Raw genomic sequence first — 13,817 nt, 5'->3', positions numbered from 1 at the left:
ATGATCGGCGGCCATTCGTGGCCGTGAATGACGTCGATTCCCCGATGCCTCACCAACCGGCTGATGATTCCGCAAACCTTCGGTGACGGCCGCCCACGGCGGAAGGGTATCTCGACATGTTCCAGCCCCAGCTTGTGGACCCGTTCGACGAGCGGACCGGGTTCGGACAGGACGATGACCTCGTGGCCCCGGTCGCGGACCGCCCCCGCCAGTTGAATGGCGTTGATTTGCGATCCACCGAATTCCATCGAATGCGGATAATGCAGAACCTTCATTATCAGTCGCTCCATGGCAACGGCGATCAGGCCCCTGATTTCAGGGGCGGCCTCGTATGACCGGGCAGCAAGCCGGGAAGCCACCGACCCGGATGGTTCTTAACGAAGAAAAATATTTAAATCTAAACAGCTTGTATATAGAACCGATTTATTATATTTAAAACTATTAATTTAATTAACCGGGGCACCGGGTCTCGGGCCGGTGGGCCGATCCGCGAACAGGGATAATCGGGCTGATGCAAGCGGCTTTTGACGTCTCCACGCTACCTGCCTTGCAATCGAGTCCTCGCAGCGGACGGCTGAGTATTTTGGTGGCGCTGGCGAGCTACGGCAGGTCGAACGATCACCACCTCGAGCGGTTGATCCGTGAATATCAGTCGATGGCGTTCGATGTCGACGTCGTCGTCCTGTCGAACGTCGCCAAGACGCTCGGGCCGGGAGTTGAATGCAGGATCGGTCTCCCGAGCAAAGACCCGTGGTCGCTTCCGTTCGCGCACAAGCCGTTGTTCGCGGAGCGTGCCGATCGGTACGACCTGTTCATTTATTCTGAAGATGACATTCTCATCACCGAAGCGCAGTTGCGCGCTTTTCTCGACGTCACCAAGGCTCTGAACGACGACGAAGTCGCCGGCTTCGTCCGCATGGAAAGAAACTCGGATGGCGCCATTAGCTATCCAGACATGCACGACGAATTTCACTGGGACGCCGGCTCACTGCGATCGAGGTCAAAATACGTTCTTGCGACACTAACCAACGAGCATGCGGCGTGCTACGTTCTCACGCAACATCAGCTCCGAAAGGCGATCGATTCCGGGGGGTTCTTGGTCGAGCCGTATCAGTGGAAGCACGATTTGCTGTGCACGGCGGCGACCGATCCCTACATCCGATGTGGGCTCACGAAGCTCATTCCGATTTCGCATTTCGAAGACTTTGCCGTCCATCATCTGTCCAACAAATATGCGGGGAAGGTGGGAGTCGACGAAGCGGAAATGCGCTCGCAGGTCGACACGATGCTGAAACTGGCCGTGGACAACTCTGCGCCGAAACCGCTGCTGAGTAGCGGGACCAATCTCTGGCGGCGAATGTTTTCGAAGGAATATTACGAGCCGGTGAATCAGGATGTGCTTTCGGTTCTCCCCCCTGAGACGTGTAGCGTGCTCTCAGTTGGCTGCGGCTCGGGCGAGACAGAATGCGCCCTGGCGCAAAAAGGCTTGCGGGTCGTCGCCGTGCCGCTTGATCCGGTCGTAGCCGGAACTGCCGCATCGAAGGGTGTCGAGATGGTGTTCGGCGATCTTCGTGTCGCAGCGGCGAAGCTGCAAGGTCAGACGTTCGACTGCATCCTCGTCCTGAACATGCTGCACCTCTTCGCCGACCCGGTCGAGGCCCTATCTCTGCTCCGTGGCGCCATGAGTGAGAGGTCGGTCATGATCATTCAGACCCCGAACATGCGGTCAGTTCCTGAACTGTGGCGAAGGCTGCGTTATTCTGATCGCTATCGCGGCCTTGGTAGCTTCAATCAATCCGGCGTGCACGTCACCAGTCCCCGGAAAGTGCGCGATTGGTGCCGGAGGTCCGGACTGACGCTCGACCGTATGATCGGGATTGTCCATCAGCGAGCGCGTTTCCTGCGCGGCCGTGCCGATTTTGCCGAGCTGATTTTCTCGCCGAGCTTCATCAGTATCGCGAAGATGGCCCGCTCAGGCACCAATTCGTCCGTCAATTCCTCGGTGATGGGACGCATCCCGTCGTCGAATCTGCTCTTCGTTGCCGTCGAGCCGCTGACCTTGGACAAGGCAAATGATCCAATCGTATCCCTCCTGTAAGGGCGCAACTCGGCGGATCGCGTTCACAACGGTCGGGGATGCGAAGAAGGTGCGATTCTGGTCCGGCACCCCGTTCCATATGTCGAAGGCGCTGGCGGACGAAGGCTACGACGTCGTCCATGTCGGGCCTTTGAACGCCACCAGCTTGCCCGCGTACAAAGCCTTTTCGAAGCTGCGACGTGTGTTCCGCGGGACGGGGCTGTCCCCAGTTCATGCGGGGCCCGTAGCGTCGCAATACGCCGCCGACGCCTGGCGGAAGATCCGGGCAGCCTCTGCCGACATCGTCATTGCGCCGGCCGGGTCAAGCTTTGCCGGCGGGCTGCCGGCGGGTGTGCCGCTGGTCTACATCTCCGACGCGACATTTCGCCTGGTTGAGAATTATCACCCCAATTACCGGAACATGTCACGGCGAGCCCGCGAAACTGCCGAACGTCTCGAACGGGAGACGATCGCGCGAGCGGATCTGATCCTTTATCCGTCCGAATGGGCCGCCAGATCGGCTGTGAATGATTACACTGCCGACCCAGCGAAGGTGCACGTGGTCCCTTGGGGCGCTAATCTGGACGTCGCGCCGGATCGTCATTCCGTGCTTGGGGAACGCAAACCGGGGCCATGTCGGCTGCTTTTTGTCGGCGCTAACTGGGAAGAAAAGGGAGCCGACGTTGCAGTCGGAACGCTCAATGAGCTTCGTTCTCGGGGCATCGACGCTGAGCTCGTCATTTGCGGATGTATTCCTTCGAAACCATCGTCCTACGATTGCGTCACGATCATTCCGTTTCTCAACAAAAGCGACCCCGATCAACGGCAGCGCCTGAGCGGCCTCTATCGCGACGCTGACTTCTTCCTTCTACCGACCCGGGCGGACTGCTACGGCATCGTGTTTTGCGAGGCCGCCGCACACGGCCTCCCGAGCATCGCGCCCGCCACCGGTGGCGTGCCGTCCGCGATCCGCGATGGAGAAACAGGAATCTTGCTGCCTCCAAGCGGCACCCAGCGCGACTACGCGGCCGTCATCGCGGACATCTTCGCGCAGCCCGCCAAGCTGGCGAGGATGAAGGTGGCGTGCCGCGACGCTTATGAAACCCGATTGAATTGGCGGGCATGGGCCAGCCGGGTCTCCAGCCTGATTCAGCCGTTATGATCGTCCTGAATTACCACGAGCTGGCGGAAGCCTCGCCGTCCAACGCCTGGTGCCTCACGCATCAAGCGTTCGAGGCGCATCTCGAACTATTTGAAGACAAACTCATCGCCCCGAAAACCTTTCTCGAGCGCTGCTCCGACTCGGACGCCGACGACGCAGTACTGCTGACATTTGACGACGCGTTCGTATCTGACTACACGCGAGTATATGCCCATTTCATGAAGACGGCCCGTATTCCGAGCTTCATCTCGTTCGTTCCGGTCGGCCTGGTGGGTGAGTCGGGACGACTGACCTGGGACATGATCGAAGAATTGGACAAAGCCGGCGCATCCATCGGCTCACACGGCCTCGATCACGTCGATCTGACGACCTGTTCTGATAGAGAACTCGAGCGCGAACTAACCAGATCGAAGGCGATACTCGAGGATCGTCTTGGAAGGCAAGTGCCCTTGTTCGCGTTTCCATATGGGCGCTTTTCAAGACGGGTTTGGGAGGCGGCCTTGAGGGCCGGCTACACGCATCTATTCACCATCCAGTTGGGTGGCCATCGCGGATTTGAGCCGTTTCTCTATTCGCGGCTCTGTGTAACGAATGCAATGACCGAGGACTACATGCGCCAACATCTGGTGGACCCGAATTCGAAGCGCGGTCTTGCATGGAAGGCCAGCGCTAAGCTTGGCCTCTACCGCTCCATGATGCGAGCACGATACCGGTAGAATTCAGTCTACGGTCGGTGAAGAGTGCCGGGATGAGAGCATCTTATCAAATCGGGAAACGGGCATTCTCCGAATCGGGTCGGCTCGGCGCCCCTCGGGCATCCCGAACTCGCAGCAACTTCGTTCTGATCCCGCTGTTCCTGGTCGCGTTGGTTCTTCCGTTTTTCTTTTATATCGGCCCAACAAGAATGTCGCCGTACCGGTTGATCCTGGTCGCCATGTTTCTTCCAAGCTTCGCGACGTGGATATCCGGCGCAGTCGGCAAGGTCAGGCTCGTCGATATCTTGATGCTCCTGACTGCAGCGTGGGGCGCAATCGTTCTGATCGGCCTGCACGGCATCGATAATGCGCTTCAGTCCGCCGGCATATTCGTGATCGAGACGCTTGGCCCGTATCTGCTGGCACGCTCGTATATCAGGGACTATGCGACGTTTCGGAGCATGGTGAATGCGCTTGCGCTGACGATCATTGCCCTTCTGCCATTTGCCGTCGTCGAGAACATATCGGGCTCGCCGGTTTTGATCGAATTCTTCGGCAAGGTGTTTCCAACCTATCCCATCATTGGCAGCGAACTTCGGCTTGGTCTGAGGCGGGCGCAGGGGACGTTCGAGTACTCCATTCTATTTGGCATCGTTTGTTCGAGTGCATTTGGGTTGGCTTACTACGTCGGCGAAAAAACCATGCGTCGATTGAGTCGTGCGGCTCTGGTTGCGTTGACCGTTGCAACATCGCTTTCATCCGGGCCGTTATTGTCGCTGGTGGTCCAGGGCATCCTGATTGCCTGGGACAAGGCGACCAAACGCATGGCTCAGCGCTGGATCGTGTTTGCAGCACTGGTCGTCGGCTTGTTCATTGCGATCGACTTGACGTCGAACCGCAGTCCTTTCGACGTGTTCATTTCGTATCTGACCTTCAATTCGGATACCTCTTATATGAGAGTGCACATATGGAATTATGGAACGGAATCGGTGATGCAGCATCCGATTCTGGGGCTTGGTCAGTCCGAGTGGGAGCACCCTGAATGGATGAGCGGCAGCATCGATAATTTCTGGCTGGTTGCCGCTGTACGCTACGGCATTCCGGGCTTTGTGTTTATCGCGGGCAGTTTCCTGGCGATGTGCCTTGGTCTGGGTCGCATCAGAAATCTTCCGTTTGAAATCGCCCAATGTCGGAAAGCACTGATCATCACGCTATGCGGGCTGATGATCTCGATGTGCACGGTTCACGTATGGGATGCGCCCTATGTGCTGATTCTGTTCCTGCTCGGCAGCGGAATGTGGATCCATGACGCCGCAAAAGACCATTCATCGTATGCTCGCGCGCAGCATCCGGGGGTTCAAAGACGTACTCGTCCATCCTTATCCGGAAGATTTTCGATCGATGGTCTCGGCCCAAGAAGTGCGTCGAAGCGCCTGCAGTCCGACTTGATCAGTCAAGTGACGGACGCCGACGTCAACCTACGCGCACGTGCAGGCGGCGGTCATGCGGCGACGTGACTTCATCGCATCGCTGTCGGCGTTCGCCGCCTTAACGCCGGTCGCTCGGGCGAGTCAGCAGACGTTCAAACTTGGCCAGCAAGAGAGGTCGGGCGAAATTCCGTTGGACTATACTGATGCGCGATTCAACGACAATATCGCTTCAAATGCCTTGAGAGTGCCGGCCGGAGGCGTCGTCAACGATCGCAGCATCACGAGAACTGACGGGACGGCTTCGATAGTCACCCGGAACGGCGCGACTATCAGAAACTGCCGTGTCAATTCGAGAGAGTGCGTTCGTGTTGGTGGCGGCGGTTCGTTCCTCATCGATAGCTGCTATCTGGAGGCGCTCGGCGTTGAGTCGGACCATGCAGATGTCATTCAGGCATATTCGCCGGGGAGCAGGGGCACCCTGAAGGTGTCCAATACTGCGATCGTGACGCATGACGTCGCCGCAAATGCGGGTCTCTTCATTGCCGATAATTGGACCGGGACAATCGAGCTTGAAAATGTCGCCTTCATTGGTGGCGGCGTCAACTACGGCCTTCGCATCCATCCGGACACTGGCGGAGACAATATTCTCCGCCTGCGAAACGTGTACTTCATTCCACCGTTTCGCTACGCACCCTATCTTCTGGGCGACGTCGGTGGGCACAAGAATTTTATCGAGTATTGGGAGGGCGTTCGGTTGGGAAGGATCTTGGAAGGAAAGCTAGTGGCCGGCCAGGTCTTGCCCAGGCCGTTCTGAAGTCGAATGCACCCTGCTGCACAATCTGGCAAATTCCAATGGATCACCACCACACCGAAGTTGAACGTCCTAAGCAAAGAAACAGCGACATGTCCTTCGCGAAAACGTCGCTCCAGCATGACTCCGGCGCTGGCTTCCGAGAGATGGGGCGGGGCCAGAGTGCCGCGTTGTCCGGGTCGAAGGCGAGACTCAGCGTTGTCATCCCAGCCCACAATGAGGAGCGCGTGCTGGCGCGTTGCCTTGATGCGCTACTGGCAGATGCCGAGGCCGGGGAGCTGGAGATCGTGGTCGTCGCGAACGGTTGTGTCGATCGGACCATCGAAATAGCGAAAAGCTACGGTGATCAAGTCATTCTGGTTGAGAGTCTCGAAGCATCCAAGCATGCCGCATTGAATGCCGGAGACGAGGCCGCTTCGGTATTCCCGCGCGTCTATCTCGACGCCGACATCACGGTGAGTACCTCGGCCATCCGGTCCGTGATGGACGAGATGGAGCGCACCGGAGCGCTGGCTGGTGCTCCACGTGCGGTAGTTGACCTCAATGACTCCTCGGCCGTTATAAGGTCGTTCTATCGGGTCTGGTGCGAGATGCCATGGTTCACTGACAATCTCGTCGGGTCCGGCGTTTATGTGCTTTCTGCTGCCGGGCATGCGCGTCTGGGCGCATTTCCTGCGATCACCAACGACGATCAGTATGTCCACGACCTTTTCAGGAGCGCTGAACGCGTTGTCTCGCGTTCGCAGCAGTTCTTTGTCCGTCCGCCTCGCACGATGAGAGGGCTGATCAAGCGGCGGACACGGACGTTGCTTGGACAACGCGAGATGGATCGGCGCTTTGGCCGGCTCCCCGGTCGAGCCGCGCCGATATCCGTGATGGAGCTACTCCTTCGACGGCGGGTCAACATCATCGACTTGCTGGTCTATGGAGTCATCACAAAGGTGGCGGCGTTTGGCGCAATCCGCAAAGAGAGGCGGGGCGATAGCAGTTGGGAGCGCGACGACACCAGCCGCGAGAAGCAGGATTAGTGTGACCATAGGGAGTTCGGCTGATGCCTAGTACGTTTGGCAAGATCGGCAACGGGGTGAGGTCCATTGTGGATCCACTCGTGTGGTTGCATTCGCTGCGGATCCTGCACTTCTATGGGTACAAGCACGTACGCGAGAAGCGCAAGATCAAGATGGGCCGTGACCAGATCTTCGCGCCGAATGTGTCGATCGCCAACGGAGAGAGGATCACGTTGGGTGATCGCTGCCATGTCGGGGAGCGGGTTTGCCTGTGGGCCGGAAATTCGACAGGTCGAATTTCGCTCGGAAACGATGTCATGATCGGACCCAACGCCGTCTTGACGGCTTCCGATTACGGTCTTGTGCAGGGAACGCCTCCTGCGTTTCAGCCGAAGAACGAACGGGACATCGTTGTTCGTGAGGGTGTCTGGATCGGAGCAAATGCCGTCATCACCGCCGGGGTGACGTTGGAAGAGGGCTGCATTGTCGGAGCAGGATCGGTCGTTACGCACGACCTGCCGGCAAACATGATTTGTGCGGGTTCACCGGCTCGCGCGATCAAGCCGCGCCCCAAGCCGACGGGGGCGACGACATGACGATTAACATCGCCGACGTTGCCGTCCTTATCGTTTCCTACAATACGGAGGATCTGCTCCGAAACTGCCTGCGCTCTGTTGTGGAGCAACGCGGTTCGCTTGGCCAACAAATCATCGTCGTCGACAATGGCTCGGCCGACGGGTCGGTCGCGATGGTCCGCACCGAGTTTCCCGAGGTCGAGCTGATCGATGCAAAGCAGAATCTGGGTTTTGCACGAGGCGTCAATCTGGCTGCAACGCGGGCCGATGCGGAATATCTGCTTCTGCTCAATCCCGATACGGTCGTGCTCGATCGGGCTCTTGAACGGCTTGTACAATTTGCGCGATCGCAGCCTGGCCACGGGCTCTACGGCGGCCGGGCTCTGAAGACTGACGGTTCTCTCGAATTGTCGTCTTGCTGGGCGCTTCCGACCATCTGGAGCACGACCTGCTTTGCTCTCGGCTTGAGCACCGCTTTTCGTCATACGCAGTGGTTCGACCCGGAGGCGATGGCGCACTGGCGTCGGGATACTGTACGGGAAGTGGGCATCGTCACGGGTTGCCTTTTGCTGGCACCCCGCGATGTCTGGGACGAACTTGGCGGATTTGACGAGCGCTATTTCATGTATGGAGAGGATGCTGACCTTGCCTTGCGCGCGAAGGCGGCAGGGTATCGTCCGATTATTTGTCCGGACGCTTGTATCATCCATGAGGTCGGCAAAGCGTCCGCGACCAAGGCGGGGAAACTGCTGCTGCTCTTCAAAGGAAAAGCGACTCTTTTTCGAGACCATTTTGATGGGTGGCGAAGATCGCTGCTTTTGTTTCAGTTGCTTGTTGGCGTTGGTCTTCGAGCGCAGCTCGCACGAGCCCGATCGCGATCCCGGCGCTCCGATGCTGATCCGTGGGGCACGGTTTGGCGAGACCGCCATGACTGGATCAAGGGGTACCCGGGTTTGAGGCCGTCGCACCGTGAGCTCGGCCATGGGATGGCCGCCAACCTGAAACCTCGAGCCGCCAAAGAGGCTGGGCGCCCCTAGCAAGGGGTGTCCTGCAGCCTCTCAATGGCGCGCTGCCGGACGCTCGCGGGCAGAGAGCGGTCGCCGGACATTCTCTTCAGGGCCGGCGCGTGGCCGATGCGGCTTGATCCGGATCGAGCGGATGCGAGTAAGCCGAGAATTCCTTCAGCCTTGCCAAGGTCGGGAATCAGGCAATTGATTCGACCGTTTCTGCAGGTATTGAATCCGTCGACCTCGGAAGGCCGGGCGGCGCGGCGCGAACGACGGTCAAAAACGGCTGCTTCAATTAATGAATCGTACCGCCAGCATAAGCCGATCCCGTAGCGTAGGCGGTGTGGCTCGGTGATAGCATGAAGTGTCCTGGACGAAGCCGGTCCCAGCAGGACCTTCGATGATGATTTCATTGTCCATGCCAAACTGCCGCCTGACGTCTTCTTGACTCGCCGACGCGGAGCCAAGAAGCATCCGCAGCGGCTTTCTCTTGTGCGAACGCTTCATCATGACGTGCGCGCCGGAGTAGCGGTCGGTATCGCCGATATAGAAACTGGCATAGACGAAGTTGAACCCACTGACGTCGTAGTGATAGTCGATTACGTGATGCCGCAACCGTTTCCGTCGTTCCTCTTCATCAAAGTCGGAAGCGAAGCTCCAGTGCAGTATTGTCGTGATTTGACGCGGCGTGTGCCTCAAATAGGCGGTCACGATCGATCGCAGAACAGGATCGTTGACGACTGCTTGGACGGCGGGGGACCGGCACGGCTCGCGGATGCCTCCGAGGGCAACGGACCTTCCGTCGGGCGTTCGCCCTCTTTGGACTTCGCCGTAGGAAAAGGTGGGCCCGTTCGGATCGTAGTTGGCGTGGAGCGGTTCGGTGCGCGCAAATTCATCAATTTCGGCGACGATGTCTGGGGGGAGATTCAGCCCGACGTATACCGCATCTGTCGAGATGGCCTCCACGATTTGGCTTACGTCAGCCTCCGGGAATAGCGTCGAATACGGCCCCGGGAGCTCCGGCGTTCGGGTGTCTGTCAGCCCGCGGAAGCTTCCGTACGCCTGTCGGACGAGGTGAAATCGGCCCAAGGCATAGTGAATCTCTCCGCTCCTGATCCGAGTGGCAATATTTCGGAGGTCCATAGCAGAACTCCTTGATCTGGGACACCGGGCGATTCAAAGGGCACTTCCCAAAATGCGGTTTACATAGCCATTGGAACAAATTAAAGATAAAATTTAAATAATGGCAATAATTTTTTCCCGTTCGCATTGGTGCAGAGCGGCTTCGGCTCGCCGTGACGGACTGCCGCGAAGACATTCTGACGGTCCCATGTGATCGCTGATTGTTGGGTGTTGACAAAGACAATTATCCTAATTGCAGCCAGAGGGCTCAGAGTCTTGGCGGCCGAGCAGGCTTAGTAGCGAGCTGGGCTGCCGACGGCCGGGCTACGCTCCTAAACTGCCCGGCGTCTTCTTGGACCAAGCGGTCGATTCAGACGGATGGCTTCGACCGGCGTCCCATCGTCGATTTTCGGTCGCTGCGCGTTGCCGTAGGCTTCTGCCGAATTAAAGGGCGCAACAATTTGCGTGGCTACGACATTTAATGTGATTATCATGCCCGGTCCCTCGTCGAAAAGTGCAAGGGAGGGGCATGGGTTTATGTGATCGAATTAACCGGGTTGAAATTGCTGCCAAGTAGCGTCGGTCGAGATCGAGGGCGGGCAATCTTCTTATTATTGCCGCCTTATTATCGAAGTGAGAGGCTCGTGGGAGGCTTTTAAAATCACCTTGGGGGGGCCGTGTTGTCGTCCCAAAAAAGCCTCTGCCAGCTACCAAGACGGCCCCGGATGTGGGGCATCGTTGCCCGGGGCTGCTAACTAGCGTCGCGGGCGTAGGGACAACGACAGGCTGCTTGGAGATGGGAATGGCAGGAATTCCTTTAAGCTGGAATGACCCGATCTTTAGTGGAGTCACCAACTCGAATTCGATCACGGTCAAAAACGGCGGGACAGTTTCGAACAAGAGCATCACCGACTCGGGCGACATTGCGTCTATCGTCGGCGAAGGCTCATTCACCCTTGATCACGTGCGAATCAACTCGAGAGAGGGCGTGCGCATAGGAGGCGATGGCAACATCGTCATCAATAACTCGTACATCGAAACGACCGGTCAGGGAGCCGACCATGCTGACGGCATTCAGGCTTACAGCCCTGGAAGTAACGGCAACCTGACGATCACCAATTCCACGATCGTATCGCACAATTCTTCCGCCAATGCCGGCCTGTTCATCGCCGACAACTACGGCGGCACGGTAACGTTGAATAATGTCGTGTTCGAGGGGGGGCCGATCGGCCTGCGCATCGCGGCGGACAATCAGGATATCACCGTCGCGCTCAAGGACGTCTATTTCGTCGGCCCGTTCATGTATGACCCCCTCATGATTCAGGAGGTCAATGCGGACATTCACATTACTCAATGGGAGAATGTCCGCTACGCGACCATCGTCAATGGTCAGCTCGTTCCCGGTGATTTAATTCCATCGCCGTTTCCGGTCGAGGGCGGAACGTCGACGCCTCCGCCGGTGGATCTGGTCGCCCCAGAAATAACGTCTTGGTCGCCGGATAGCGGCAAGACCGGGGACGGGGTGACGAACGATGATCAAATCAGCCTCAACGGCACGGCGAACACGGGCAGCACGATTAAAATATATGACGGTGCGAAGCAGATCGGCACGACCACTGCCGACGCCAGCGGCAAATGGGCATTCACCACTGCCGCGTTGAGCGACGGAAGCCACAAATTCTCGGCGACGGCGACGACCTCCGCCGGGACCAGCCCCGCTTCTGCGGTGAAGGCCGTGGTCGTTGACACCATGGCCCCCGTTGCGCCGACGCTTGCGGTGTCGACATCCGCAGCCGCGTTAGCGGCCTCTCACGTCGCGCAGTTGACCGGGAGTGCTGAGGCCAACAGCACCGTGAAGATATATGACGGGGCGACCCTGCTGGGAACGGCCTCCGCCGACACCAAGGGAGCCTGGAGCTTCACGACGCCAAACCTCGCAACCGGTAACCACAGCTTTGTCGCCAAGGCGATGGACGCAGCCGGCAACACCGGCGCCGGTTCGGCGGCGGTCACGGTCGCAGTGTCGAGCTCAACGACAACGAAGCCTGCGGCGCCGACGATTGCCTCGATCTCCGACGACACCGGCGTGAAGGGCGACGGGATCACCAGCGATAATACGCTGACCCTGACCGGCAACGCCGCGGCAAACAGCACTGTGAAGATCTACGACGGGTCGACGCAGATCGGCAGCGTGAAAGCCGGGTCCAGCGGGTCTTGGAGCTACATCACGTCGGTCTTGACCGACGCGAAGCACACCTTGACGGCCACTGCGACCAATGGCTCGGGGCAGACCAGCGACGCCTCCGTCGCAACGACGATCACGGTGGACACTCACGCGCCGGACGCTCCTGCGAACTTATCGCTCGGATCGGCGAGCGCTCGGACCTCGAGCGGTGCGCAATCATCGTCCGTCGCCGCCGGCACGACCGTCAACCTGACCGGAACGGCGGAACGTGCATCTTCGGTCGATATCTACGACGGCAATGCGAAGATCGGAACGGTCAAGGCAGACACGAATGGCCGTTGGAGCTTTACCACGGATAGTCTTGCGGTCGGTCAGCACGCGCTGACAGCGACCGCGACCGATGCGGCCGGCAACGTCGGCGCGGCCTCGGCCGCGTTGAAAGTCAGCGTCACTTCACCGCTGCCAAATGCGCCCGTCATCGCGTCCTTCTCCGATGACACAGGCAAGGTTGGCGATGGTATCACCAGCGACAACATCTTGAAGTTGGACGGTACGGCGACGGCTAATAGCAAAGTCACGATCTACGACGGAAATCAGAAGATCGGCACCGTCGTTTCCGACAGTGGCGGAGGCTGGAGCTTTACGACGGCCGCGCTCAGTGACGGTGCGCATACTCTGACTGCCACTGTTACAAACAGTGTGGGCCAGACCGGAGCCGCGTCGTCTGCCACCAAGGTTGTGGTTGATACCCACGCGCCTGCCGCGCCCACGCTGAGCGCGTTTTCGGCCGACGGCAATGCGCTCAACGGCGGAACCACAGCGGTGGACGACATCTTGCTGAAAGGAAGCGCCGAGGCCAACAGCTCGATCAAGTTGTATGATTCCGGCAAGCTGATCGGGGCGACGACCACAAAGTCCGACGGCACATGGAGCTTCGATACCGGCCAGTTGTCGAACGGCAATCACAAGTTTGAGGCGGTCGCTTCGGACGTGGCCGGGAACGTGAGCGGGAAATCGGCGGCGACGGCCGTCCAGGTCGTCGATCCCCTGAAGGGGGTCGAGGTCACAAATGTGTATCAGGGCTCGCATTCGATTGTGATCAAAGGGGATGCGGACGCCTACAGCCAGGTCCAGATTTTCGACGGCTCGAAGGCGATCGGTATGGCGAAGGCCGACGCCAACGGAGACTGGTATTACTCCGCGGGGTCTGTCTCGTCTGCCTCTGTGCACACCTTCTCGGCAAAGGAACTGGATAAGGACGGACATGTCGTTGCGACATCGGGGAGCGTCATCGTAGGCTCTTCCGCCGGAGATAAGCTCGCAGGAACGTCAGCGGACGATATCTTCATCGGCAACGGACATCCGGATACATTCGTCTTTGCCCCGAATTTCGGCAATGACATCATCAAGGACTTCCGCGCAAGCGGGGCGAGCCATGATGTCGTACAATTCAGCAAGAGTGTTTTCGATAGCTTCGCCGACATCCTGTCCCATGCCACGCAAAACGGCCAGGATGTCGTGATCGCTACCGGCCACGATACGCTGACATTGAAGAACACGAAGCTTGCCGCGCTCGACTCGTCGGACTTTCATTTCGTCTGATCCAGCAGACCATGCTTGCTGATCGGTGAGCTGACTGAATCCTCGATCCAGCGGGCCTGGGTCGAGGTTGTTCAAGGGGACGAACATGACCAGCTTTGCAAGGGCGGGGGGTATTCCCCCGCCGGGACGCGGATGGTTTGGTAA

General features: G+C 58.6%; 11 protein-coding genes. 9 read left to right on the top strand and 2 right to left on the bottom strand.

The features are described 5' to 3' along the window. Positions 1 to 275 (bottom strand): glycosyltransferase (locus I5M_RS31465; RefSeq protein ID WP_148287897.1); only part of this gene is annotated, 275 nt, incomplete at its 3' end. Positions 276 to 511: 236 nt separating this feature from the next. Here I5M_RS31465 and I5M_RS17085 point away from each other — a divergent pair. Genes I5M_RS17085 through I5M_RS17050 form a run of 8 tightly spaced genes read left to right on the top strand, consistent with a single transcriptional unit; the run spans position 512 to position 8,794 of the window. Then, complete coding sequence (locus I5M_RS17085; RefSeq protein ID WP_083909605.1) at positions 512 to 2,098, top strand: bifunctional 2-polyprenyl-6-hydroxyphenol methylase/3-demethylubiquinol 3-O-methyltransferase UbiG; 1,587 nt, start codon at positions 512 to 514, stop codon at positions 2,096 to 2,098. Next, entirely contained in the window at positions 2,073 to 3,239 is a 1,167-nt protein-coding gene (locus I5M_RS17080; protein ID WP_022722503.1) for a glycosyltransferase family 4 protein, read from the top strand. The genes I5M_RS17085 and I5M_RS17080 overlap by 26 nt, the downstream gene beginning before the upstream one ends. Then, positions 3,236 to 3,955 carry a polysaccharide deacetylase family protein gene (locus I5M_RS17075; RefSeq protein ID WP_022722502.1) on the top strand — a complete coding sequence of 240 codons (720 nt, stop codon included), beginning with the start codon at positions 3,236 to 3,238 and terminating at the stop codon, positions 3,953 to 3,955. The genes I5M_RS17080 and I5M_RS17075 overlap by 4 nt, the downstream gene beginning before the upstream one ends. Before the next feature lie 32 nt (positions 3,956 to 3,987). Continuing rightward, positions 3,988 to 5,451 carry an O-antigen ligase gene (locus I5M_RS17070; RefSeq protein ID WP_083909604.1) on the top strand — a complete coding sequence of 488 codons (1,464 nt, stop codon included), beginning with the start codon at positions 3,988 to 3,990 and terminating at the stop codon, positions 5,449 to 5,451. After that, a complete protein-coding gene (locus I5M_RS17065) occupies positions 5,438 to 6,178 on the top strand; it encodes a hypothetical protein (RefSeq protein WP_148287896.1) in 741 nt (246 codons plus the stop codon). Before I5M_RS17070 ends, I5M_RS17065 begins: the two co-directional genes overlap by 14 nt. Before the next feature lie 38 nt (positions 6,179 to 6,216). Beyond that, positions 6,217 to 7,203, top strand: coding sequence for a glycosyltransferase family 2 protein (locus I5M_RS17060; RefSeq protein ID WP_051048781.1), 987 nt, complete (start codon positions 6,217 to 6,219; stop codon positions 7,201 to 7,203). Between the two features lie 23 nt (positions 7,204 to 7,226). Further along, on the top strand, positions 7,227 to 7,778 hold the full coding sequence (locus I5M_RS17055) for a DapH/DapD/GlmU-related protein (protein WP_022722498.1): 552 nt from the start codon (positions 7,227 to 7,229) through the stop codon (positions 7,776 to 7,778). Then, positions 7,775 to 8,794 carry a glycosyltransferase family 2 protein gene (locus I5M_RS17050; protein WP_022722497.1) on the top strand — a complete coding sequence of 340 codons (1,020 nt, stop codon included), beginning with the start codon at positions 7,775 to 7,777 and terminating at the stop codon, positions 8,792 to 8,794. The genes I5M_RS17055 and I5M_RS17050 overlap by 4 nt, the downstream gene beginning before the upstream one ends. A gap of 261 nt (positions 8,795 to 9,055) precedes the next feature. Here the strand turns inward: I5M_RS17050 and I5M_RS17045 are convergent, their stop codons facing one another. Further along, positions 9,056 to 9,730 (bottom strand): hypothetical protein, encoded by a 675-nt coding sequence (locus I5M_RS17045; protein WP_244432029.1) that lies wholly within the window; start codon positions 9,728 to 9,730, stop codon positions 9,056 to 9,058. Positions 9,731 to 10,688: 958 nt separating this feature from the next. Here I5M_RS17045 and I5M_RS30010 point away from each other — a divergent pair. Then, positions 10,689 to 13,673, top strand: a complete 2,985-nt coding sequence (locus I5M_RS30010) for an Ig-like domain-containing protein (RefSeq protein ID WP_159104005.1) — start codon at positions 10,689 to 10,691, stop codon at positions 13,671 to 13,673. Positions 13,674 to 13,817: the final 144 nt, after the last annotated feature.

The sequence above is a fragment of the Rhodopseudomonas sp. B29 genome, from assembly GCF_000333455.1.
In the GTDB taxonomy this organism is placed as follows: domain Bacteria; phylum Pseudomonadota; class Alphaproteobacteria; order Rhizobiales; family Xanthobacteraceae; genus Rhodopseudomonas.
Note: the sequence above shows the minus strand (reverse complement) of the source record. Positions and strands in the feature narration are given on the sequence as shown.

What these genes read in the sequence shown, in the direction of transcription:
- I5M_RS17085 (WP_083909605.1), top strand. Translation starts at nt 512, where the DNA reads ATGCAAGCGGCTTTTGACGTCTCCACGCTACCTGCCTTGCAATCGAGT.
- I5M_RS17080 (WP_022722503.1), top strand. Translation starts at nt 2,073, where the DNA reads ATGATCCAATCGTATCCCTCCTGTAAGGGCGCAACTCGGCGGATCGCG.
- I5M_RS17075 (WP_022722502.1), top strand. Translation starts at nt 3,236, where the DNA reads ATGATCGTCCTGAATTACCACGAGCTGGCGGAAGCCTCGCCGTCCAAC.
- I5M_RS17070 (WP_083909604.1), top strand. Translation starts at nt 3,988, where the DNA reads ATGAGAGCATCTTATCAAATCGGGAAACGGGCATTCTCCGAATCGGGT.
- I5M_RS17065 (WP_148287896.1), top strand. Translation starts at nt 5,438, where the DNA reads ATGCGGCGACGTGACTTCATCGCATCGCTGTCGGCGTTCGCCGCCTTA.
- I5M_RS17060 (WP_051048781.1), top strand. Translation starts at nt 6,217, where the DNA reads ATGGATCACCACCACACCGAAGTTGAACGTCCTAAGCAAAGAAACAGC.
- I5M_RS17055 (WP_022722498.1), top strand. Translation starts at nt 7,227, where the DNA reads ATGCCTAGTACGTTTGGCAAGATCGGCAACGGGGTGAGGTCCATTGTG.
- I5M_RS17050 (WP_022722497.1), top strand. Translation starts at nt 7,775, where the DNA reads ATGACGATTAACATCGCCGACGTTGCCGTCCTTATCGTTTCCTACAAT.
- I5M_RS30010 (WP_159104005.1), top strand. Translation starts at nt 10,689, where the DNA reads ATGGCAGGAATTCCTTTAAGCTGGAATGACCCGATCTTTAGTGGAGTC.